Source organism: Paenisporosarcina macmurdoensis (genome assembly GCF_042658845.1).
In the GTDB taxonomy this organism is placed as follows: Bacteria; Bacillota; Bacilli; order Bacillales_A; family Planococcaceae; genus Paenisporosarcina; species Paenisporosarcina macmurdoensis.
The window spans coordinates 1-21,433 of the sequence record NZ_JBHSRI010000011.1 but is presented as its reverse complement, the minus strand read 5'-3'; the positions used below and the strand labels follow the sequence as shown (position 1 = coordinate 21,433).

The 21,433-nt window shown below is 38.8% G+C and carries 23 protein-coding genes and 1 rRNA gene; 2 read left to right on the top strand and 22 right to left on the bottom strand.

Going from position 1 to position 21,433, the window contains the following annotated elements; translation table 11 throughout:
• Positions 1-83: 83 nt before the first annotated feature.
• From ACFPYN_RS09125 to ispE, 5 genes are all read right to left on the bottom strand, one after another.
• Positions 84-3,113, bottom strand: a complete 3,030-nt coding sequence (locus tag ACFPYN_RS09125) for an efflux RND transporter permease subunit (RefSeq protein ID WP_377733702.1) — start codon at positions 3,111-3,113, stop codon at positions 84-86.
• A gap of 326 nt (positions 3,114-3,439) precedes the next feature.
• Entirely contained in the window at positions 3,440-3,730 is a 291-nt protein-coding gene (gene spoVG / locus ACFPYN_RS09120; RefSeq protein ID WP_377733700.1) for a septation regulator SpoVG, read from the bottom strand.
• Between the two features lie 154 nt (positions 3,731-3,884).
• Positions 3,885-4,259 carry a RidA family protein gene (locus ACFPYN_RS09115; protein ID WP_377733698.1) on the bottom strand — a complete coding sequence of 125 codons (375 nt, stop codon included), beginning with the start codon at positions 4,257-4,259 and terminating at the stop codon, positions 3,885-3,887.
• Positions 4,259-5,089, bottom strand: a complete 831-nt coding sequence (gene purR / locus ACFPYN_RS09110) for a pur operon repressor (RefSeq protein WP_377733697.1) — start codon at positions 5,087-5,089, stop codon at positions 4,259-4,261. The genes ACFPYN_RS09115 and purR overlap by 1 nt, the downstream gene beginning before the upstream one ends.
• Before the next feature lie 56 nt (positions 5,090-5,145).
• A complete protein-coding gene (gene ispE / locus ACFPYN_RS09105; protein WP_377733695.1) occupies positions 5,146-6,012 on the bottom strand; it encodes a 4-(cytidine 5'-diphospho)-2-C-methyl-D-erythritol kinase in 867 nt (288 codons plus the stop codon).
• Positions 6,013-6,117: 105 nt separating this feature from the next.
• Between ispE and ACFPYN_RS09100 the strand changes: the two genes are divergently transcribed.
• Complete coding sequence (locus ACFPYN_RS09100) at positions 6,118-6,399, top strand: hypothetical protein (protein WP_377733694.1); 282 nt, start codon at positions 6,118-6,120, stop codon at positions 6,397-6,399.
• On the opposite strand, the gene ACFPYN_RS09095 is transcribed toward ACFPYN_RS09100, so the two are convergent.
• The 7 genes from ACFPYN_RS09095 to metG form a co-directional block, all read right to left on the bottom strand.
• Positions 6,387-6,575 carry a small, acid-soluble spore protein, alpha/beta type gene (locus ACFPYN_RS09095; RefSeq protein ID WP_377733693.1) on the bottom strand — a complete coding sequence of 63 codons (189 nt, stop codon included), beginning with the start codon at positions 6,573-6,575 and terminating at the stop codon, positions 6,387-6,389. The two genes, ACFPYN_RS09100 and ACFPYN_RS09095, sit on opposite strands and share 13 nt — an antisense overlap.
• Before the next feature lie 120 nt (positions 6,576-6,695).
• The gene (gene veg, locus ACFPYN_RS09090) at positions 6,696-6,959 is read right to left on the bottom strand and encodes a biofilm formation stimulator Veg (RefSeq protein ID WP_016429962.1); all 264 of its coding nucleotides are present in this window, start codon (positions 6,957-6,959) and stop codon (positions 6,696-6,698) included.
• 147 nt (positions 6,960-7,106) lie between these two features.
• A complete protein-coding gene (gene rsmA, locus ACFPYN_RS09085) occupies positions 7,107-8,000 on the bottom strand; it encodes a 16S rRNA (adenine(1518)-N(6)/adenine(1519)-N(6))-dimethyltransferase RsmA (RefSeq protein WP_377733692.1) in 894 nt (297 codons plus the stop codon).
• A complete protein-coding gene (gene rnmV, locus ACFPYN_RS09080; RefSeq protein ID WP_377733691.1) occupies positions 7,997-8,560 on the bottom strand; it encodes a ribonuclease M5 in 564 nt (187 codons plus the stop codon). Before rnmV ends, rsmA begins: the two co-directional genes overlap by 4 nt.
• Positions 8,561-8,742: 182 nt before the next feature.
• Positions 8,743-10,008: a ubiquitin-like domain-containing protein gene (locus ACFPYN_RS09075; protein ID WP_377733690.1), complete on the bottom strand. Its 1,266-nt coding sequence runs from the start codon at positions 10,006-10,008 to the stop codon at positions 8,743-8,745.
• A 129-nt stretch (positions 10,009-10,137) separates the two neighbouring features.
• The gene (locus ACFPYN_RS09070; RefSeq protein ID WP_377733689.1) at positions 10,138-10,908 is read right to left on the bottom strand and encodes a TatD family hydrolase; all 771 of its coding nucleotides are present in this window, start codon (positions 10,906-10,908) and stop codon (positions 10,138-10,140) included.
• 250 nt (positions 10,909-11,158) lie between these two features.
• Complete coding sequence (gene metG, locus ACFPYN_RS09065) at positions 11,159-13,120, bottom strand: methionine--tRNA ligase (protein ID WP_377733687.1); 1,962 nt, start codon at positions 13,118-13,120, stop codon at positions 11,159-11,161.
• A gap of 337 nt (positions 13,121-13,457) precedes the next feature.
• On the opposite strand from metG, the gene ACFPYN_RS09060 reads away from it, so the two are divergent.
• Positions 13,458-13,736: an AbrB/MazE/SpoVT family DNA-binding domain-containing protein gene (locus ACFPYN_RS09060; RefSeq protein ID WP_377733685.1), complete on the top strand. Its 279-nt coding sequence runs from the start codon at positions 13,458-13,460 to the stop codon at positions 13,734-13,736.
• 40 nt (positions 13,737-13,776) lie between these two features.
• Here the strand turns inward: ACFPYN_RS09060 and rsmI are convergent, their stop codons facing one another.
• The 10 genes from rsmI to rrf form a co-directional block, all read right to left on the bottom strand.
• Entirely contained in the window at positions 13,777-14,658 is an 882-nt protein-coding gene (rsmI, locus tag ACFPYN_RS09055) for a 16S rRNA (cytidine(1402)-2'-O)-methyltransferase (protein ID WP_377733739.1), read from the bottom strand.
• The gene (locus ACFPYN_RS09050) at positions 14,658-14,930 is read right to left on the bottom strand and encodes a GIY-YIG nuclease family protein (protein WP_377733684.1); all 273 of its coding nucleotides are present in this window, start codon (positions 14,928-14,930) and stop codon (positions 14,658-14,660) included. Before ACFPYN_RS09050 ends, rsmI begins: the two co-directional genes overlap by 1 nt.
• Complete coding sequence (locus ACFPYN_RS09045) at positions 14,917-15,663, bottom strand: tRNA1(Val) (adenine(37)-N6)-methyltransferase (protein ID WP_377733683.1); 747 nt, start codon at positions 15,661-15,663, stop codon at positions 14,917-14,919. The genes ACFPYN_RS09050 and ACFPYN_RS09045 overlap by 14 nt, the downstream gene beginning before the upstream one ends.
• A gap of 152 nt (positions 15,664-15,815) precedes the next feature.
• Entirely contained in the window at positions 15,816-16,181 is a 366-nt protein-coding gene (gene yabA, locus ACFPYN_RS09040; RefSeq protein WP_024536323.1) for a DNA replication initiation control protein YabA, read from the bottom strand.
• Positions 16,182-16,206: 25 nt separating this feature from the next.
• Positions 16,207-17,022 (bottom strand): PSP1 domain-containing protein, encoded by an 816-nt coding sequence (locus ACFPYN_RS09035; RefSeq protein ID WP_377733681.1) that lies wholly within the window; start codon positions 17,020-17,022, stop codon positions 16,207-16,209.
• Positions 17,015-18,019: a DNA polymerase III subunit delta' gene (gene holB, locus ACFPYN_RS09030; protein ID WP_377733680.1), complete on the bottom strand. Its 1,005-nt coding sequence runs from the start codon at positions 18,017-18,019 to the stop codon at positions 17,015-17,017. Before holB ends, ACFPYN_RS09035 begins: the two co-directional genes overlap by 8 nt.
• 102 nt (positions 18,020-18,121) lie before the next feature.
• Positions 18,122-18,451, bottom strand: a complete 330-nt coding sequence (locus tag ACFPYN_RS09025; RefSeq protein ID WP_377733679.1) for a cyclic-di-AMP receptor — start codon at positions 18,449-18,451, stop codon at positions 18,122-18,124.
• Positions 18,452-18,506: 55 nt separating this feature from the next.
• Positions 18,507-19,151: a dTMP kinase gene (tmk, locus tag ACFPYN_RS09020; RefSeq protein WP_377733678.1), complete on the bottom strand. Its 645-nt coding sequence runs from the start codon at positions 19,149-19,151 to the stop codon at positions 18,507-18,509.
• A complete protein-coding gene (locus ACFPYN_RS09015; RefSeq protein ID WP_377733676.1) occupies positions 19,148-20,575 on the bottom strand; it encodes an aminotransferase class I/II-fold pyridoxal phosphate-dependent enzyme in 1,428 nt (475 codons plus the stop codon). Before ACFPYN_RS09015 ends, tmk begins: the two co-directional genes overlap by 4 nt.
• Positions 20,576-21,320: 745 nt before the next feature.
• Positions 21,321-21,433: ribosomal RNA gene (gene rrf / locus ACFPYN_RS09010) — 5S ribosomal RNA — on the bottom strand; the annotation flags it as partial.

The window sequence follows — 21,433 nt, the reverse complement described above, 5'->3', positions numbered from 1 at the left end:
ACAAAATAGTGACAAAACCATTATGATTAATCATTTTCCAATAAAAAGGACTTCACACCCAAATGGTGGAAGTCCTTAACCTGTTAATTCACTTGTTTTTCACGTTTCGCTTGACGAGCATAAAAGATTTCGTACATTACGGGAATAATTACCAACGTTAGCAAGGTAGATGAAGTTAACCCACCAATTACCGTTACTGCTAACCCTTTTGAAATTAACGTCCCTGACGAAGTCGTGAGCGCAAGTGGAATGAGCGCTGCAATCGTTGCAAAAGCCGTCATTAAAATTGGTCGTAAACGCGTTTTACCCGCTTCGACAAGTGCTTCTCGAATGAGCATCCCTTTGTCATTCCTGTTTTGGTTAATACGATCCACCAAAACGATGGCGTTCGTAGTGACAATTCCGATGAGCATCAAGAATCCAATCATGACGCTAACTGACAATGGCTCACGTGCAATAACTAATCCAATCAAAGCACCAATTGGTACGAAAATAAGTGAAGACAAGATAATGAACGGAATACGCGCTTGCCCGAATGTAATGAGCATCGTTAAATACACGAGTCCAATTGCACTTGCAATGGCGAGTCCGAGTTGTTGGAAGATTTCAACCGTGTCATCACTTCCTCCACCACTTTCTAAACTGACCCCTTCCGGCAAGTCCACGTTCGCTTTTACTCCTTCTGCTACTTCAGATGAAACTTTTTGTATGTTCTCCGCATCGATTTGTGCTTCGATCCGTGCAAATACTTTTCCGTCTAGTTTTTGTATAGCTGTGACTGAATCAATTTCTTCTATTGTAGCAACGTCTTGCACTTCGACAGGACCGCTAGCTGTAAAAATCGGTAGTGTTCGAATTTCGTCAATACTCTTTAGTGATTCGTCGTACGATAATTGAACAGAACGATCAATATTATCAAGCGTTAAGTTGCCAACAGAAACTGGCTTTGTTTGATCAGCAATTGCACCCAGTAGTTGGAAGCCAGATACTCCTAATTCGTCGGCTTTAGCCGAATCAATTTGAATGACTAATTGTTGTTGCTTTTCCGAGAAATTATTCGAGACATATTTTAATGAATCTACTGTATTCATGTAAGCTTCAACATCCGAAGCAGCTTTTGACAGAGCTTCTAAGTCGCTTGCAAATAAATCTACTGACACATTGTTATTCGTAGGAGGTCCACCAGTTGAAAGCTCTGAAACTGAAATGGTGGAATCCGGAGAAATATCTGCAATGACAGCTTCCATATCTTCCTCTAATGACTCCACGAAGTCAGAGACATCTACATTTTCATTTAACGTCAAAATATAACCGGCACGATTCTCAAGTTTAATTCCTGTTCCAAAATCACGAGAGCCTACTGCGGTTGTGACATCTTTAATATCTTCTAATTCTGCTAATAGTTTTTCTACTTCAAGAGATACTTCGTTTGTCCGTTCAAGTGATGTAGACGCAGGAAGCTCTACACTCGCTTGGACGAGCTTTGTTTCTTCATTTGGAATAAAGGTGAAGCCTAACCCTGGGACAAGCGCAAATGAGCCGCCAAGGAGCAATACGGACAATACTAAAATAACCACTTTGCGGTTTAACGACCATAAAATAACACGTTCATAGAAGCGTTGCATCGCATCTTCTTTTTCTTCTTGTTTCACTTTCTTAAATGCAAACCGCGCTAAAATCGGCACAATGGTTACCGCGACGAGCAACGAAGCTGCTAGTGAGAAAATAACCGTTAAAGCAAACGGTAAGAAAAACTCCCCGGTAATGCCACTGACGAAACCAATTGGTAAAAACACGACTATCGTGGTCAAGGTTGATGACGTGATGGCACGTAAAATTTCTTTGGTTGACGACGCTACTAATTCATTCGACATTGGTTCATTTGATTTTCGCAAACGACGGAAGATATTTTCTATCACCACAATACTATCGTCGACAACTCGACCAACTGCAACGGCCATCCCGCCCAGTGTCATGATGTTCAAACTGATATCGAGTTGAGCTAAGAAAATAGCTGCAATCAGCAATGATAATGGAATGGAAATGATCGCGATAATCGTTGCCCGGAAATTACGCAAGAAAATCAACACGGCAAGTGATGCGAATAAAGCGCCAAGTAACCCTTCTTTTACTAAGGTTTCTACTGATTTTTCAATTCCATCCGCCGAATCAAAACCGACTGCGTATTTGAGACGATCATCGTATTGATTTAACACTTCAATCACTCGATTGGCTACTTCCACTGTGTTGGCATCTTGTTTTTTCGTTACCGCCATCGACAATGCATCTTCTTGGTTATAGCGAGTAATCTCACTTTGTTTGGATACTTCTTCGATTGTAGCGATATCTTGTAGCTCTACTGGTGGTCCCTGTGAATTAAATGAAGACCTGAGTCTCAGGGATTGTAACTTCTCAATCGACTCTAGCTTCTCTTCTACGCGAACTGGAATATTAATATCATTATCATTGACGGTTCCAGCTGGGAATGAAAAGATTTGTTGATCAATTTGTTCTTTTATCTGGCTGAGGGAAAGTCCCGCTTCCGCCGCTTTATCTTGATTGACAGTGATTTGTAATAATTCTTCTTGCAAACCACCTACAGACACCGAATTGATGCCAGGAATTTTATTTAACTCTGGAATGACTTCTTTATTCAACAGTTCTTCAATGTTTTCTTGGCCTTTGCCAAAAAGAGAAATATTGAAGATGGGGAAAGAACCAAATGATAAGCGGCTAATTTCCGTTTCGGCACCTTCCGGTAATTCAAGTCCACGAATAGCCGTTTCCGTTTGTTGTTCTGCACGATCTAAATCCGTATCAAAAGGAAACTGTAAATTAATGATGCCTATTGTTTCATAGGAAACGCTCTGAATTTCAGTGGCTCCTTCAATTCCTTCCAACTTTTCTTCAATCGGAGTGATGATTAGGTCGTCTACATCTTCCGGTGAAGCACCTGGATACACTACCTGTACCGATAATTGAGGGAATTCGATGTTTGGTAACAAATCAATTTTCAAACGACTAAAGGAATAAAGACCAAGGACAATGAGTAAGAAAGAAATAATAAATACCGCTGCTGCATTTTTCAAACTAAATTTGGTTAAAAAGTTCACATGGAACACCTCTTTTTTAGTAGAATATGTTTCTACTTCAACTTATACAACACCCGTGTCGGATTGGCGAGTTACAATGTGCTATTTGATTAACTTTACGGTTACTTATTGTCCAAATGCGCTAGCCGCATGAGTCAACAAGAATGGACACTTTGGATTTTCGTTTAATAGCAACAGCACCCTTTAACATAGCCTTTCATTAAAATTAAAAAAAGAGGCACAACAGGCGCTATCGTTACTAGTATTGCAGCTCCAAAATTCCACGCTGTTTTATTAAAAAAAAAGAAACCTATCACGGATATGACAAGTCTCTCAATTGTTCTCTATTAAGCGCCAGCTTCTTCATATGAAATAACATCTTCTTCGCTAGACTCATGGTATGCATGTAATACCGCCTCTTGAATTTTCGTACGCGTTCCAGTATTAATCGGATGTGCGATATCTCGAAATTCTCCATCTGGCGTTCGTTTACTTGGCATTGCCACAAATAGCCCTGCGTTGCCGTCAATGACCCGAATATCATGTACGACAAACTCGCTGTCTAGTGTGATGGAAGCAATGGCGCGCATGCGGCCATCAGTTTGTACTCGACGTAATCTAACATCAGTTACTTCCATTCTTTTACCCACCTTTCTTCATAGATGATTTACAGACTCTGACAACTATATTCTACATTTATCATATTTTTCCTTCTTTTTAATGGAATATTTTAAAAATTAAAAATATATACAAAAAAACCATAGAGAAAAGCTCTATGGTTTTTTCGGAATTTTAGGCAATAACGGCTATAACTTCTATTTCAACTTGCGCGTCTTTAGGTAGTCGTGCAACTTCCACTGTCGAACGCGCTGGTTTATGATCTCCAAAATGTTGACCATAAATTTCATTAAACGTAACAAAGTCGTTCATATCTTTAATAAATACAGTAGTCTTCACAACTTGATGCAAAGAAGAGCCCGCTTCTTCTAGTACAGCTTTCAAGTTTGTAAAAACTTGATGTGTTTGTTCAGTAATTGAACCTTCCACCATGTTGCCTTCAGCTGTTAATGGAATTTGACCCGAACTATAAAACATACCGTTTACAATCATTCCTTGGACATATGGACCAATCGCCGCTGGGGCATTCGTTGTCGATACTGCTTTCATTATTCTTTTCCACCTTTCGAAAAATAATTACCTTCTGTTAAAGCGATTGTGCGCTCTTTTTCATTCACTTCGTGCAATTTAACAAGTGAAAGATAATTTTCAATTAATTGCTCGTCAGCGTGTTCTGTTTCAACCAACACCGCGACACCTGCTAATTGACAATTAAATTCCTCAAGTAGATTTTTCATGCCATTCATCGTGCCTCCGACTTTCATAAAGTCATCTGTAATAAGCACGCGTTGGCCACTCTTCATACTGCGCTTCGACAACACCATCGTTTGAATACGACGAGATGAGCCTGACACATAATTAATACTAACCGTAGATCCTTCAGTTACTTTGCTATCTCTTCTTACCACCACTACTGGCACATTTAGGTGACGAGCGATTGCATGTGCTATCGAAATACCTTTTGTCGCCACCGTCATGATGACATCAATCGGTTCTTTCGCAAACGCAGAAGCAAATACTTTACCTACACGGTTCATCATTTCAGGGTTGCCAAGTAAATCCGTCATATACAAATATCCACCAGGTAACAAGCGGTCTGAGTGACCCAGCTCTTCCATCAAATCGTGAATCAATTCACGAACGGCTTCATCTCGCATTTTAGGCATATACTTAACTCCGCCCGCTGCTCCGGGAACAGTCATTAATAATCCGATCCCTTTTTCTTCAAATGTTTCTTTTATAATGGTTAAGTCCTCACTTATTGAGGATTTAGCAGACTGGTACATATCCGCAAACAAAGTTAATGGGATTAACTGTTGAGGATGGTCTAACAAATAATGGGTCATATCAACGAGACGCTCACTGCGTTTCCACTTCATCGGTCACACTCCTAAACACGAATGATTTATACGTAAGTTTAAACAAATATACGGTTTTAGGCAAGTGGATCCCGTTCTCCTAACAATCTTACCGCATAAACTTCGTCACAAAAACCACGTAAGCCATTATAGATTCGGTTTACTCTCGATTCATGTTGGACAATCCCGAATACGGTGGGACCACTTCCGCTCATTAATACTGCGTCTGCCCCAAATTTCATCATTTGTTCCTTAATCATCGAGACTTCAGGATGCAATTTTAAAGTTACAGCTTCTAAAGCATTCCCCATCGCCTCACACATTAATTCATAATCTTTCTCGTGAATCGCACGGATCATGTCTTTCGTTTTCGGATGAATGACTTCATTTATTTTTAAGCCACCATACACATCAGCCGTCGATACACCGATAGAGGGTTTAGCTAAAATAATCCAACAGTTTGGTGGTGCAGGTAATTCCTGAATAAGTTCTCCTCTACCTGTTGCGAGAGCTGTTCCCCCGTACACACAAAACGACACATCTGAACCGATTTTAGCACCGTGTACAGCTAATTGATCAGACGTTAACTTTAAATCCCATAAATAATTTAATCCCTTTAACGTTGCAGCTGCATCACTACTTCCGCCAGCAAGGCCAGCAGCGACAGGAATTTTTTTCTCTAATGTAATGGTTACACCTTCTTTAATCCCATATGTATCTCTTAATAATCTTGCCGCTTGATAGGCTAAGTTTCGATGGTCGTCTGGAACATAGCGGTCTGCTGAAATGATGCGGATTTGACCATCTGTACGCCGTTCTAATCCAATTCGATCTGCTAAATCCACCGTTGTCATAATCATTTCGACTTCATGGTATCCATCCGGTCTTTTGTGTAGGACATCCAGTGTCAGATTGATTTTTGCGGGCGCTTTCACATAAAGCATAAAAATGCCTCCTTTATCTGTTTATTGCTGTTCCCTATTTTACCACAGCTTATGATGATGAAAAGGTTGAAGAAATGAACACAATAAAAGGCGGATTTCTCCGCCTTGTCAGCCCCGTATGAACTTCCTCTTGCCGTTACTCGTCGCAACTTGCAAAGAAAAAAAGATTTTGCTCCTGCGGTTACTCGTCGCAACAACAAGAACAAAGAGTTTGCTCCTGCGGTTACTCGTCGCAACAACAAGAACAAAGAGTTTGCTCCTGCGGTTACTCGTCGCAACAACAAGAACAAAGAGTTTGCTCCTGCGGTTACTCGTCGCAACAACAAGAACAAAGTGATTGCTCCTGCGGTTACTCGTCGCAGAAAAGATTGCTACTACTTCTTGTAGTGATTTTGTCCGTTCATTAATCCGGTTTGTGCCATTTCAACCGCTCGCTTTACCATGTTGCCGGCATTACGAGATGTTATGCCTCCCCAACCGTCACGCTCAACGACATCATAAAATCCAAGTTCTTTCGCAATTTCCTCTTTTAGATGATTTGACATTACACGGTTACGTGACATGTTTTTCCTCCTCATGAGGACTGACAAAAGTAGTATGTACTAAAAACAAAAAAACACTCACGGATAATTACATCCATGAGTGTTTTTAATAAAGTAAAATAAGTTCAATAATACGTAAGATTATTTGACGACTACAAGTTCTTGCATTCCGTCAACAATTGTAATTTCTACTGCTTCAGTTAAAATATCTGTGTAGCTGTAAGACACACGCTCAAAAGCGTTTTCGTCCTGATCAAGATCCACTACGAACACTGCATGATACGTTTCACGTAAAACGCCCGCTCGTTCAATCGTTTTCTTGCGACCACCGTTTGCTTTCAATTGCAAACGTTTACCCAAATGACAATCTAAAGACTTCTTAATATCTGCTAAAGTTTTTGGCATTTCGCTTACACCTCACTTAAACATCAGCATACCATAGCTAAAAACATTTGTCAACCGAATTAAACATTTTAACAATTAACCAAACTACTTGTCAATCAATTTCGTCCAAATAATTCTTCTTTTTCAAAAAAAAATGTGATGTTTTTGTTACAATTCGGGTGTTTCTTTGAAATTTGGAAGCAATAAGTTCGCTAAGTTCCCAAACTCTTGAATCGTTAAAGTTTCGCCTCGACGAGTTGGATCGATACTTGCTTCTGCAAGTGCAGCTAAAATCAATTCTTTCTTCTCTTTCCCGTGTGGCAGTTGGGATTGTAGATTGTTTATGATTGTTTTTCTGCGTTGAGCAAAGGACGAGCGACAAACAAAGAATAGAAAATCCTCGTCTAAAACAGAAACAGGAGCTGTCTCATAACGTGTTAATTTAATTACTGCAGAATCAACATTTGGTTGAGGAATAAATACAGTTTTAGGAACCATCATGGCAATTTCAGCCTTCATATAATATTGAATAGCAATCGACAATGAACCGTATGCTTTCGTACTCGGTTTTGCCGTTATTCGATCTGCCACTTCTTTTTGCATCATGACAATCATTCCGCGGATCGGGAGTTTTTCCATTAACAATTTAGTTAATATAGGGGTTGTTACATAATACGGTAAGTTAGCAACGACCATAACATCTTTGTAATCGGCCAGTTTCTCTTTCATCATCTCTGATACGTTGACCTTTAAGATATCTGAATGGATAATTTCTACGTTATAGTATGGTGAAAGTGTATCTTCAAGGACAGGTAAAAGGCGTTGATCAATTTCAAACGCAACTACATGACCTGCTTTCCGTGCTAAATGCTCCGTTAATGCACCGATTCCTGGTCCAATTTCAATAGCTGCCGATTCTTCAGTTAAATCCGCATGGCTTACAATGTTATGAAGAACATTCGGGTCAATTAAAAAGTTTTGTCCTAAACTCTTTTTAAATGAAAAACCGTATTTTTTTAATATTTCTTGTGTGCGTTTTGGCGTTGCAATATCTTTAGTCATGTAAGATCCTCCTGGTCCAGTTGTGCTAAGGCTTTTTCAAATTGCTCGATTTCAATTTGGAACATTGATAATCTTTTTTGAAGTTGCTTGCCATTAGTATAGCCAATTTGTAATAATTCACCGAGTCGATCACGACGCATTTTTGAGTCAGGGTGACCAATCAATTTTGATTTCATCAATATGTGAAGTGAAATTTCTTCAGTCTGATTTAATGGGTTTCTAGGTGTGTAGACATTTTGTAGTGCTGAGCGAATATCTTCATCCGCAGCATGCTCAATTCCTAAACCTTTGCCATTTTTAGCAATGGTTTTTTCTTTTGATAAAAATGCGTGCTTGACACCTTGCACTTGATCCTCAATAATGGCACGAATCCGTCGTCCTGGGTAGTCGGGGTCCGTAAATACGATAACGCCTCTTTTGTTCTGAGCATGCTGGATTCGACGAATAGTTTCTGCCGATATAGCAGATCCATTTGTTTCGATAGTATCTGCTCGAACAGCACGTTTAATAGCTGTCGTATCATCTTTTCCTTCCACCACAATAACCTCTTCAATAAACACGATTCAATGCCTCTTTTCCAAATGGTTCTGTAACTATTCTACTTGCGCCAAGACTTTATGTATACACAGAAAAGCTGAGCAGCCAATTCTAGCGAGGCGGAAACGCTTAAGTTCACACATTCTATTTTTCTTATGTAAAGACAAAAAGCCTTCCCGAAATGTAAGGGAAAGCTTAGCTTGAATTAGTTTAGCACTTTGACTCTAACTTGTTTGCGACCAAATCCAAAGGCTTGATCCGTATTTGGCATAAACAAGTCAATTTTCATTCCTTTAATCGCTCCACCAGTATCGCCAGCAACAGCATAACCATAGCCTTCTACCCAAACCTTAGAGCCAAGCGGAATAACACTAGGATCTACCGCAATCACTTTTAATTCTGGATTTGAACGAAGATTAATACCTGTGGCCGTAATACCTGAACAACCATTACAGTGCGCCGTATATGCCGTCGCTGACACATAAAACTCTTTCCCACCTGATGGGGCAGCTGACGAATTAGAAGTTGAAGTTTTAGCTTTAACTGTAGCTGGTGAAGTTGTATCTTTAGAACTTGTTGCACCACGCGAAACGCTAGCTGTTATGACTTTAGTTCCTACAGCTATGACTTTCTTAGTAGGGACATTTACTACTTTTTCACTCTTTAAAATACGAAGTGCAGGCTTGCCATTCTTAGAAATCGTTTCATACGTACGTTTAATTAGTCCTTTTTTACCTTCTTGGACCACTTTTTCTTTGCCCTTAAGCAAATCTTTATCTTTTCGTGTTTCTACAGCGAAATTAGTTGTTGCTTCCACTACATCGGTGACTTTTTCTATTCGAACGACTTGTATAACAGCGTTTGGAATCAATACATCTTCCATTCTTTGCTCGACACGATCTAATTCATTCATTTTAATCGCTTGTTGGTTTAAAAAGTCAGCGACCGTAGTCGAAGTGGACCAAATTTTCTTTTCATTAACACCATCTATAAGCGTAACTTGAAACGCTTTTTCAATATTAATATTCGAATCAGATCCAACCTTTGCATTTAGCTCAGGTAATAACTTATCATGCTCAGTCACATTAATTTTAGCCTCTGCTAAAACTTCACTTACTTGATCTGAAGTTGTGTGGATGGTTTGTTCTTCCCCATCAACTGTAATCGTCATTTTCTTTGCCTGTTCCCACTCGACCGCAATTCCATTTTCAATCGATGTGTTCAATGAGGGTACTACTAAATCAGCATCAGAGAATTGAACGTTTTGTTCACTTAATAAATCTCTGACTGTATCTGCATGGGTATGAATTTCTTGTTGTTTACCATTAACCGTCAAAGCGACAGTTTTTTTCGTTCCAACGAAAAGAACGGCTGATAGTACTGAAATAAACAAGATAACTGCAATTACTGCAATTCCTGTTTGTTTGTTCCTCAATGAGGTGAACAGGGTTTTCATGGTATTATTTGACATGAAAAACGCCTCCTTATCACTCGTGTGATTATATAGATTACAAAAATGACTGTCAACCATTCGGGATTAGTCTAATTATTCTGGCTGAAAAAAGTCTTAATATCCAAGTATTGGATAGGAGACCATATTTTATACAGGAATTCCATAAAATTTCATCGCATTGTCAGTTGTCGCTTTTGCTACTTCTTCAACTGTGATGTTTTTCAATCGGGCAATTTCTTCCGCTACTAGTACAACAAGTGCTGGTTCATTACGTTTCCCTCTGTGCGGGTGAGGAGCTAAATACGGAGCATCCGTTTCAATCATTAAGTAATCTAATGGTATCTCAGTGGCCACTTCTTTAGGCTTCTTCGCATTTTTAAATGTCACTGGACCTCCTAGTGAAATCATGAAATTTAAGTCGATGCAAATTTGTGCAGTTTCGACACTGCCGCCATAACAATGCATGACTCCGCCCGTTTTCTCGGCATGTTCTTCTTGTAAAATACGAACGACGTCTTCCGTAGCATCTCGATTGTGGATGACGATGGGTAAGTCGACTTTTTGTGCTAAACGAATTTGCTTCCTAAATAACTCTTGTTGTACATCATGCGGGGATTTGTCCCAGTGATAATCCAGTCCGGTTTCACCAATTGCTACAACTTTCGGATGTGCAGCTAACTCTTCAATCCATAGTAAATCTTCGTCTGTACAATCAATCGCATCAACAGGATGCCATCCTACAACGGCATAAATAAATTCATATTGTTCTGCTAATGAGATTGCTCGTTTTATCGTTTTACGATCAAATCCTACAACTACCATATGCTCTACTTTTGCTTTTAGAGCTCTATCTATTACTTCTTTTATATCTTCGTCATATTGATCTGCATTTAAATGAACATGTGTATCTATATACATCTACAATCGCCTCACATATTATCTATTTTAGTTATTATTCGGATTCCTAACATCTCACGGTTGTAACAATTTGATGACAAAGTCATGTTTTTTATATGTCAATCAGTTCAATTGCCCTAATTATAATAATACTCTTTCTAAAAAACAGCATCGTCATCATACAATTGCCCTAAAGAATAACATGTTAAGATTCTTTATAACAAGAAATAAGCCTGCTCAGCGGATGCTAAACAGGCTTATTAGAAGGTTTTTATTTTACTTTCGCTCCATTTTCAAGCTTTTCATCAACTGTTGCAAGAGTCAAGTAACCGTCTTTTTCTCCAGCAAGAATCATCCCTTGAGATAACTCCCCACGAAGTTTTACGGGTTTTAAGTTGGCCACAACAATTACTTTTTGTCCCACTAGTTCCTCAGGTTTATAACTTTTGGCAATACCAGAAACTACTTGGCGCTGCTCGTAGCCTAAATCTAATTGAAGTTTTAGCAATTTATCTGCTTTTGGCATAGCCTCGCAAGCCGTCACTGTCGCTACACGTAAATCTACATTTAAAAACTGATCAATTGTAATTTCGGGTACTTCTTCAGGCGTCTCTTCTTTTACTATGATTGGCTCTTCTTTTGTTACTGAACCACGCATGTGTTCTTGAATATAAGCAATTTCAGATTCTACATCCAGTCTTGGGAAAATCGGAATTCCTTTTTCAATAACTTTTGTTCCAATAGCAATGCTTGAAGTATTTTCTAAAGATTCCCACGTTAATGTATCTGGAGTTAAACCAAGTTGTTGCGCAATCTGCTTCGGTGCGTTTGTCATAAATGGTTGCAAGTAAACGGCAATTTGACGAAGACTTTCAGCCAAATTCCACATAACTGAGCCCAGTTTTGGCTTGTCAGATTGTTCTTTTGCTAAGACCCATGGTTGTGTCTCGTCAATATATTTATTTGTGCGTGAAACGAGAGACCATAAGTCACTTAAGACGATACTAAACTGCATTTTTTCCATATTTGTTTCATACTTTTCCTTCACTTCTCTAGCATGAGCATGTAATATCTCATCAAATTCAGTTGGTTCGTTATGCTGTGTTGGAATGACACCATCAAAATACTTGTTCATCATTGAAACAGTACGATTCAATAAATTTCCTAAGTCATTTGCTAAGTCAAAATTCGTGCGTTCCACAAAGGATTCTGGTGAAAAGACTCCATCAGCTCCAAACGGCAGCTCACGCAATAAGAAATAACGAGTTGCATCTAAACCATAACGATCAACTAATAGTTCTGGTGTGACAACATTGCCTTTAGACTTCGACATTTTACCGTCTTTCATCATGATAAAGCCGTGTGCAAACACTTTTTTAGGTAATGGTAAGTTCAATGCCATACAGAAGATTGGCCAGTAAATCGTATGGAAACGCACAATGTCTTTACCAACAACATGTACATCTGCTGGCCAAAACTTATTGAATAAAGATTCATCATCCGATTTATACCCAAGTGCAGTAATGTAATTCGATAATGCATCTACCCACACATAAATAACGTGTTTTGCATCGCCTGGCACTCGAATTCCCCAATCAAATGAAGTACGTGACACAGACAAATCTTCTAACCCTGGTTTGATGAAGTTGTTAATCATTTCATTTTTTCTAGATTCAGGTTCTATAAATTCTAAGTGCTCATCATAATATTTAACCAATCGATCTGCATACTTCTTCATATTGAAGAAATACGATTCTTCTTTGACTTTGTTTACTTGACGTCCACAGTCTGGACATTTGCCATCGTCTAATTGGCTTTCTGTGAAATAAGATTCACAAGGTGTACAGTACCACCCTTCGTATTCGCCTTTATAAATGTCACCGTTATCTAAAAACAGTTGGAAAATCTTTTCCACGCCATCTTTATGACGTTGTTCAGTAGTTTGAATAAAATCGTCATATGAAATGTCCATTAATTCCCAAACTTGTTTGGCAGCTTCTGCAATTTCATCTACATAGGACTGCGGGTCTTTCCCCGCTTCTTGAGCTTTTTCTTGAATCTTTTGACCATGCTCATCCATTCCTGTTAAAAAATGAACGTCAAATCCACGTAATCGCTTGTATCGAGCCATAGCATCTGAAGCTACAGTTGTATAAGCTGTTCCAATATGGAATTTTCCACTTGGATAATAAATAGGAGTCGTAATATAAAATGAATTTTTTTGGTTGTTCACGTAGATTCGCCCTTTCGTTCCTATAAAGTAGTAATTCTATTCTATCTGAGTCTTTCTTTTGTTTCAATGATAGAAGGTTAGCGAAAAATGTCGAATAATATTCGCGTTAAATTTCTCCCATTTATTTTCATTTTTTGCCATTCAATAGACATATTTTAATAATAGAATCAAATATATTATAAATTATCTATAAAATATCATAATTTTAACAAATATTACTTTCAATTGGCAAGAATAATTATTGACGGATTTGTCAGTAGTTGGTATGATAAATAACAGACAGCAATAAATGTCGAAATTTGACGAATTAGCTTTATAATTCGAGAGGAGTGTTTTTATGAAATCTACAGGTATCGTACGTAAAGTTGATGAATTAGGACGCGTAGTTATTCCAATAGAACTTCGCCGTACTTTAGGAATTGCAGAAAAAGACGCATTAGAAATATATGTTGATGAAGATAAAATCATCTTAAAAAAATATTTACCAAACATGACTTGTGTTGTTACTGGTGAAGTTTCAGATGATAACTTCCGTTTAGTTGGCGGAAAATTAATCTTAAGCCCAGAAGGCGCAGATTTGTTAGTAAAAGAAATTCAAACAAACCAAAGTAAATAAGTTCAAAATCCGGAGCGACATTTTGTCTCTCCGGATTTTTTTATTCTTGAATATGAAATTCTTGATAGACTTCTCTCTTTGGTAAATCCCGTTCTACCGCCACCACTTTTATCGCCTCTTTAGACGTCAGTGATTGTTTTTCAATTACCTGATTCACATGATCAATAATAGATAAATCCATCCACCATTTCTCACTTTCCAAAGGGTTTTCTTCAGTAGAACCAGCAAATACTAAGACAAACTCGCCTCGGATATCTTCGTTTTCCGCCCAAGAGACAGCTTCTTCCAAAGTACCTCTAACAAATTCTTCAAACTTTTTCGTCACTTCTCGTGCCAACACTACTTTTCTAGATGCCCCCAATATTTGTTGCGCATCCCGCAAAGTATCTTTTAATCGATGTGGAGCTTCATAAAAAATCATGGTCTCTTTATGATATTGAATAGCTTCGAGTGCAGCTTTTCGATCCTTTTTTTGTCTCGGTAAAAAGCCGTAAAAAGTAAATGACAACGTCGATAGACCCGATGAAATTAATGCACTTAATGCCGCGTTTGCCCCTGGAATTGGTACCACAGATAAATGTTCAGCCACCGCTTTAGCAACAATATCTGCTCCTGGATCTGAAATACAAGGTAAACCCGCATCACTAACAAGAGCAATATTCTTTCCTGCTCGAAGTAGCTCAAGAAGTTTATCTCCACCATATTCTAGATTATGTTCATGATAACTGATGAGCGGTGTATCAATTTCAAAGTAGTTACACAGCCTCTTCGTATTTCGAGTGTCTTCAGCAGCGATATAATCGGCTTCTTTCATAAGACGAATCGCACGAATTGTCATATCCTCTAGATTTCCTATTGGAGTAGCAACCAAATACAATATCCCAGTTGTTGATTGTCCTGAAAAGCTTTTTTGTGTCTTCATCATTGTTCACCTCTCGATCCATTTGCTATATAATCTGTTTTCTTAATCTTCGTTAACTGTTTGAATGCATATTCTGCTTTCATAGCGAGTTGTTTCGTTTCATGAACTTCTTGATAAATACATGCTACAGGGAGTCTCGCTCGTGTATACTTTGCCCCTTTACCACTATTATGAACACTCACCCGCTTGCTCAAATCATTGGTGTAACCAGCATAGTACGACCCGTCTACACATTCCAACACATAAAAAGTATGGTCATTAGTTCTTTCCATATAACATCTCTCGCACTTCTTCTGTGTATTCGCCATGTTGATCATAGACATATAGGGGGGGAAGAATCTTTAAATCAGGTTTGCCATCTTTAATTCCTTCTATTAATAACGTATTCGCTTCTTTTCCTTCTTTTGGGTAAACGAAGCGAATACGTTTAGGCTCCAATCGATTGGCTCTCATCGCTGTTACGATATCTAACAACCGTCCCGGACGATGGACAAATGCCGCTTTTCCACCTTGCTTCAGTAATTGACTTGCTGATTGCACCGCTTCATCTAAAGTTAAATGCAGTTCATGTCTAGCAATGGCCATATGTTCTTTTAAGTTTTTATTACTTGCTTCATGCGCAGGGAAATAAGGAGGATTGCACGTAACTACATCAAACTTTTCAAACCCCAGTTGTTTCGGAATTGTTTTAACATCACCTTCAATAATGGTAATTTGTTCGTGTAATTGATTGTAATGCACACTTCGCACAGCCATATCAGCTAACCGCTGTTGCAATTCAACTCCAATAATTTTCGCCTGAGTTCTAGCACTTAAAAATAATGGGATGACCCCATTTCCTGAACATAAATCCACAATAGCGCCTTGTTTGATCGGTACATATGTAAACTTAGCAAGTAATACGGCATCGAGTGAAAAAGAAAAAACCGACGGACTTTGAATGATACGAAGTTCTTCTGCTAGCAAATAGTCCAATCGCTCATCGTCTTGTAAGTGTAAGTCCATTTGCTATTCCCTCCAACATTAGAAAAACACAGCTTTCACCCATATTGGTGGAAGCTGCTACCTTTTATATGCTGATATCCGAAATATTCTTTCTTCCTATCAGCGCAACAAAAGACCGACATCCACTAACTTACAGTGGACTCAGCCTTTCATCACCCGTTTTGTTTATTTAAGAAGGCAAGGCAAAATAAGCAATCTTCACCTTTGCGTGAGCTTCCAAAATGCACATGGCACACATGGAAACCTTCTTGATATAATCGCGCTAAATTATCATAACCTTCTCCAATATCAAGACGGCTTAATTTTTTCGCATTCAGTTCGGACTGTTTTAAAACTTCCTCTTCAGCAGCATGAATTTCATCTAACCGTTGGCGAAGAAGAAAATTCTCTTGTTGCAAAGACTGATGTTCCTCCATCATAAATGCTACGAATTCTTTAAGTGCATGGAACTGTCCTTGCAATGATTCTAGTTGCTGTTCAAACTCCATGACCGTATCCAAGAAATTACGATCTTTCACATAAATCACCTCATTGTTCAGTCCATTACACCTGGGTTTCTGCATATTGTTGTATTTCTTCTAATGTATAATCAAGCACACGTTGTTGGTCAGCTATTTCTACTTGCATCACGCGTTCTAACAAGTTAATTCCTACTACCTTACCTTTACCATCAGGTGTTGATATACGTGCGCCCATATCAGGCATTAACTCTTTTGCTGTTTCATACTCATCATTTTCGTATTTAAGACAGCACATTAATCGTCCACATAAACCTGAAATTTTCGAAGGATTTAGAGACAAGTTTTGATCCTTCGCCATTTTAATTGAAACCGGTTCAAAATCACCTAAAAATGTAGAACAACACAGCATTCGTCCACATGGACCAATTCCGCCTAGCATTTTCGCTTCATCTCTTACACCAATTTGACGAAGCTCAATTCGTGTTCTAAAGACAGAAGCTAAATCTTTTACCAAATCACGGAAGTCCACTCGACCTTCAGCTGTAAAATAAAAGATGATTTTATTGCGGTCAAACGTATATTCTACATCCACTAGCTTCATGTCTAACGTGTGTTCGACGATCTTTTCTGTTCCAAGATCAAATGCATGCTGGGATTCTAGTTTGTTTTCTTTTACTTGATGACGATCACGTTCATCTGCTGGACGTACGACTTGTTTAAGTGGCAAAACCACATCGTGTTCCTCAACTTGTTTAATGGCAACTACAACCTTGCCATACTCTATCCCTCGTGCTGTCTCTACAATAACATACTGATCCTTTTCCAAAGGAAAATCAATTGGATCAAAATAATATATTTTACCCGCTTTTTTGAAGCGGACACCTACCACATTATACAAATGAATATCCCCCCTGCAAATTCAGCATTAACTGCTCCATTAACAGCGTCCGATTCATATTGCGATGCAATTGTTGCTTCGCTTTTAATATGGCCTCAATTTTATTTGACAACTGCTCATACGTAATGTGAAGAGCGCGTTGTTGATAAAATGGCAAGAAATCCGGATACGTATATGTTGCATTACTATTCGCCTTAACTGCCACTAAATCGCGGTATGCGAATAAAAGTAAATCCAATGCTTGTTCTGTTTCTTCTTTTTCTTTTAACAAAGGTAACCAATCCTCATGTACTGTTAGCATCGCTTCATGCACATTCGTTTCAACTGCCTCTACCAATTTTAACACTGTTTTTCGAACCTGTGCAAATTGCTCATCTTTTGCCAATCGTAATGACTCTTCCAAATCATTAGTTACCATAGTAACGGTTGCCGCCATCGATGCTGTAAGACCTTCATCTAACATTACTTTAACTCGTTCATCAAGAGGAATCGATGGAAAAGAAACAATTTGACTACGGGATCGAATCGTTGGTAAAATCGCATGTGCTTTTTCCGTCAATAAGATAGCAGTAACCAATCCTTCAGGTTCTTCTAAAAATTTCAGTAAGGTATTTGCAGCCGAAGCATTTAATCGGTCTGCCCTGTGTAATACATATATTTTACGACCCGCTTCTAGAGCCGTTTTATTCATCTCAAAAATCAGTTGTAACATTTGATCTTTTTTAATATCTTGACCGTCTGGCTCAATCTGAATAAAATTCGGATGATTGCCTGACTCAAATCTCCTACAGCCGCGACATGTTTCACATGAAACATTTTCAATCGGTTGTTCACATAACAATAATTTCACAAAAGATCGCATCACTGCAACTTTACCAGTGCCTTTTGCTCCTTCAAAAAGATATGCGTGAGCAACTCGATTTTTTTGAAAAACCGTTGAAAGTTGCTTCATAACAACAGGTTGTAATTTTCTTACGTCCTTTAGGTTTGCATTCATTTCGTTGCTCACCCTCTCTTTCAAAAAAAACCGTGCTCCGGATATCCGGAAAACACGGGATTTTCGTGTATGGCTACATAAAATTAATGGCGAATAAATCGGTTAAAAATGATGGAACTGTTCAATTGGAAGCACAAATACTGTCGCGCCACCAACTTCAACTTCAACTGGGTAAGGAATGTATGAATCCGCATTGCCTCCCATAGGAGATACAGGAGCTACCATTTGCTCACGAGAACGGCAATTATCTCGAATTAAATCAAGTGCATTAGATACTAAATCATCCTCTGTACCGATTAAAAACGTTGTATTTCCTGAACGTAAAAACCCACCAGTACTCGCTAACTTAGTTGCACGAAAATCACCTTTTGTCAGTGCACTAGATAAACGACTACTATCTTGATCTTGGACAACAGCCACGATAAGTTTCATCAGCTCAACCCCTTTTCCGGAAGTTCTTCCTAATATTATAACATGAAAAGACGGATCATTTCATGCGTGACTGAAGAGATTTTCTTAGAACCTCAAGTACATTTTTTGTCACTTGTTCTTGTGATTTAGACGCATCGATCACGTGAATACGGTGAGGATAACGCTTAACGACTTCTTGATATCCTTCTCTAACGGATTCATGGAATGCCAAACTTTCAACGTCGAGTCGATTCTTCTCTCTATCATCGTGCTTTGCAATTCTATTTAGTCCGATTGACGGCTCCAGATCGAATAATAATGTAAGGTCTGGCATTAATTTTCCGATAGCAAACTCATTAATGGAAAGAACTTCGTCTATTCCTAGTCCGCGTGCATATCCCTGGTAAGCAAGGGAAGCATCTATAAAGCGATCACATAAAACAATTTTATTATCTTTCAGTGCTGGAGCTATCTTCTCAACCAAATGTTGACGTCTCGCCGCTGCATATAAAAGGGCTTCTGTACGACCGTCCATCTCAGTATATGTGTTATTTAAGATTACTTCTCGTATATGTTCCGAAATCCGAATTCCACCAGGCTCACGTGTTGAGACAATATCGTATCCTTCAGCCGTCAATTGTGCGACCACATCACTCATAACAGTTGTCTTTCCTGCGCCTTCTGGTCCTTCAATCGTAATGAAAAATCCTTGGTTGTTCATGTTTTTTCCTCCTTCAAAACGAGCAACTGTTTTCGACCCAAATCATGCTCACCTTGAATCATTGCTCCCCTCGCTAAATAGTCCGCAAGCATTTCTAATTTAGTCGTTGTAATTTGTTCTCCACGAACGAATAAGGGGATGCCTGGTGGATAAGGAATAACCATTCCCGCACAAATTCTTCTCGCTGCTTTTGTGTATAAGATCCATTCACTTTCTGCACTCTGTAATTCCTTGTACGAAACAGCTAAAGTGGAAAGAGCTTGTAATTCATGTGAGTAATCGATATCTACTTTGTCTCTTTGTTGTTTTAAGCATTTTTCTACGGCGTTCTTAATCTTCATGCGTATTTCCGCAAATGGGAATTGGTGCCTTGCCTTTAACAACGGTAATATCAATAGGACTTGTTCAGGATCCGCTAACTCCGCGTAAACACCTTCACGCTCCATTTGCTTTTGCAAACTATAACCAGTAAATTTAGGGACCCGTAAAAGTAATTTCAATGGATCATCAACCTCAACTACTTCAAGAGATCCAATTGTTCTTAAACTATCTATAAATTGCTTTCGAGTCTTGGCAAATAACTGATAATCTTCCTGCTCATATGTTCCAATGAAATGTCTTGCATCATCGAGTGAGGCGAGTAATACATACGATGGACTACTAGATTGAAGCATTCTCAAGTAACGGTTCACTTCTTCTTTAGAAACAAGATTTGATTGAATATGTAAATAAGAACCCATCGTCATTGCAGGTAACGTTTTATGGGCAGATTGTACAACTACATCTGCCCCCATTTCAAGCGCAGACATTGGAAACTCATCTGTTGCTATAAAGTGTGCACCGTGTGCCTCATCAACTAGCACCGGAATTCCATGTGAATGTGCTATCCGAATCGCTTCGCCCATAGTGGGATTTGTCACCCCGTAATAGGTTGGATGCGTTAATAGTATTGCTTTGGCATCAGCATATTGTTCTATTGCCGCTGTAACAGTTGCCAAACTTACATGTGTAGCCGAATGTGTCACTTCATCCCATTCTGGAGTTAAAAATATTGGATCTGCACCAACTAACTCGAGCGCATGAAAAACTGACTTATGTGCATTGCGTTGAACCAATACTCGGTCGCCTTCTCTGCATGTCGCATACACCATTGCTAAATTCCCTACAGTAGAACCATTGACCAGAAAATAACTATGCTGAGCACCATAAGTTTTTGCAAGTAAAACTTGAGCTTCTTCTATAATACCTTCAGGGTGATGGTAATCATCGAGACCCGCAAGCTCAGTATAATCAAATTTCATCACATCTATAAACGCACGCGGCAATTCAGACAATGCTCCATGCTTATGGCCTGGCACATGAAACGATATGTTTTGGTTTTCATAAAAACGTTGCATCGCTTCTACAATTGGTCGTTTATCCATTTGCTAATCCCTCGCACCTTCAATATGACCTTATTATACAACAATATGAATAACATTTTAGTGATCTTGTCCCTATTTGCTGTTAAGTCATTTTACATTTGATTTTGGCCTTGCAAGAGATACGATTTATCTCCTGCATAAAAACACTATCTAACAGAAAAGAGCCAGAAAACCTCTTTTCTTTGTTCCTCTTTCTCTCTTACTTCCTTAGATTCAACGCAAAAAACCAACAACTTTTAACAGGTACCGGCTTTTTATTTACCTAGCGACGTCCTACCCTTACAGGGGCTATAATCATTGAACAAATTTCAGAAGATGCTGTTCAACGTATTGGCCAAGGTAAGATTTATTCCGCTTGATGGTTGATTTATTCGGTTTCATTGATGATTTATTCGGCTTGATCCATAATTTATTCCGATTCACCCATATTCTCCCACAGAAAACCTCCTCGAGGGTCTATTCGAGGAGGGCCATTTTGTTTGGTTTTGTTTGGTTTTCGCTACGCTGCTGTTGGGTGAGCAACACATTAGAGAAGTAATTTGATTGTTAAAGTACAATTGTTTCCTCGAACTCTCTGGTCCTCCTCTTTCTCGCCCATCTTCGAATCAATAGAAAATTACATGCAATATAGTCAATACCTTTCCTTTGTACCATAGGACTATTTATTGATCATCTATTTCTTCAACTTCAATTTATTGGAACACAAAAAAACCGATACCCTTTAACAGGTACCGGTTTTCTATTTGCCTAGCGACGTCCTACTCTTGCAGGGGGAGACCCCCAACTACCATTGGCGCTAAAGAGCTTAACTTCCGTGTTCGGTATGGGAACGGGTGTGACCTCTTTGCCATTATCACT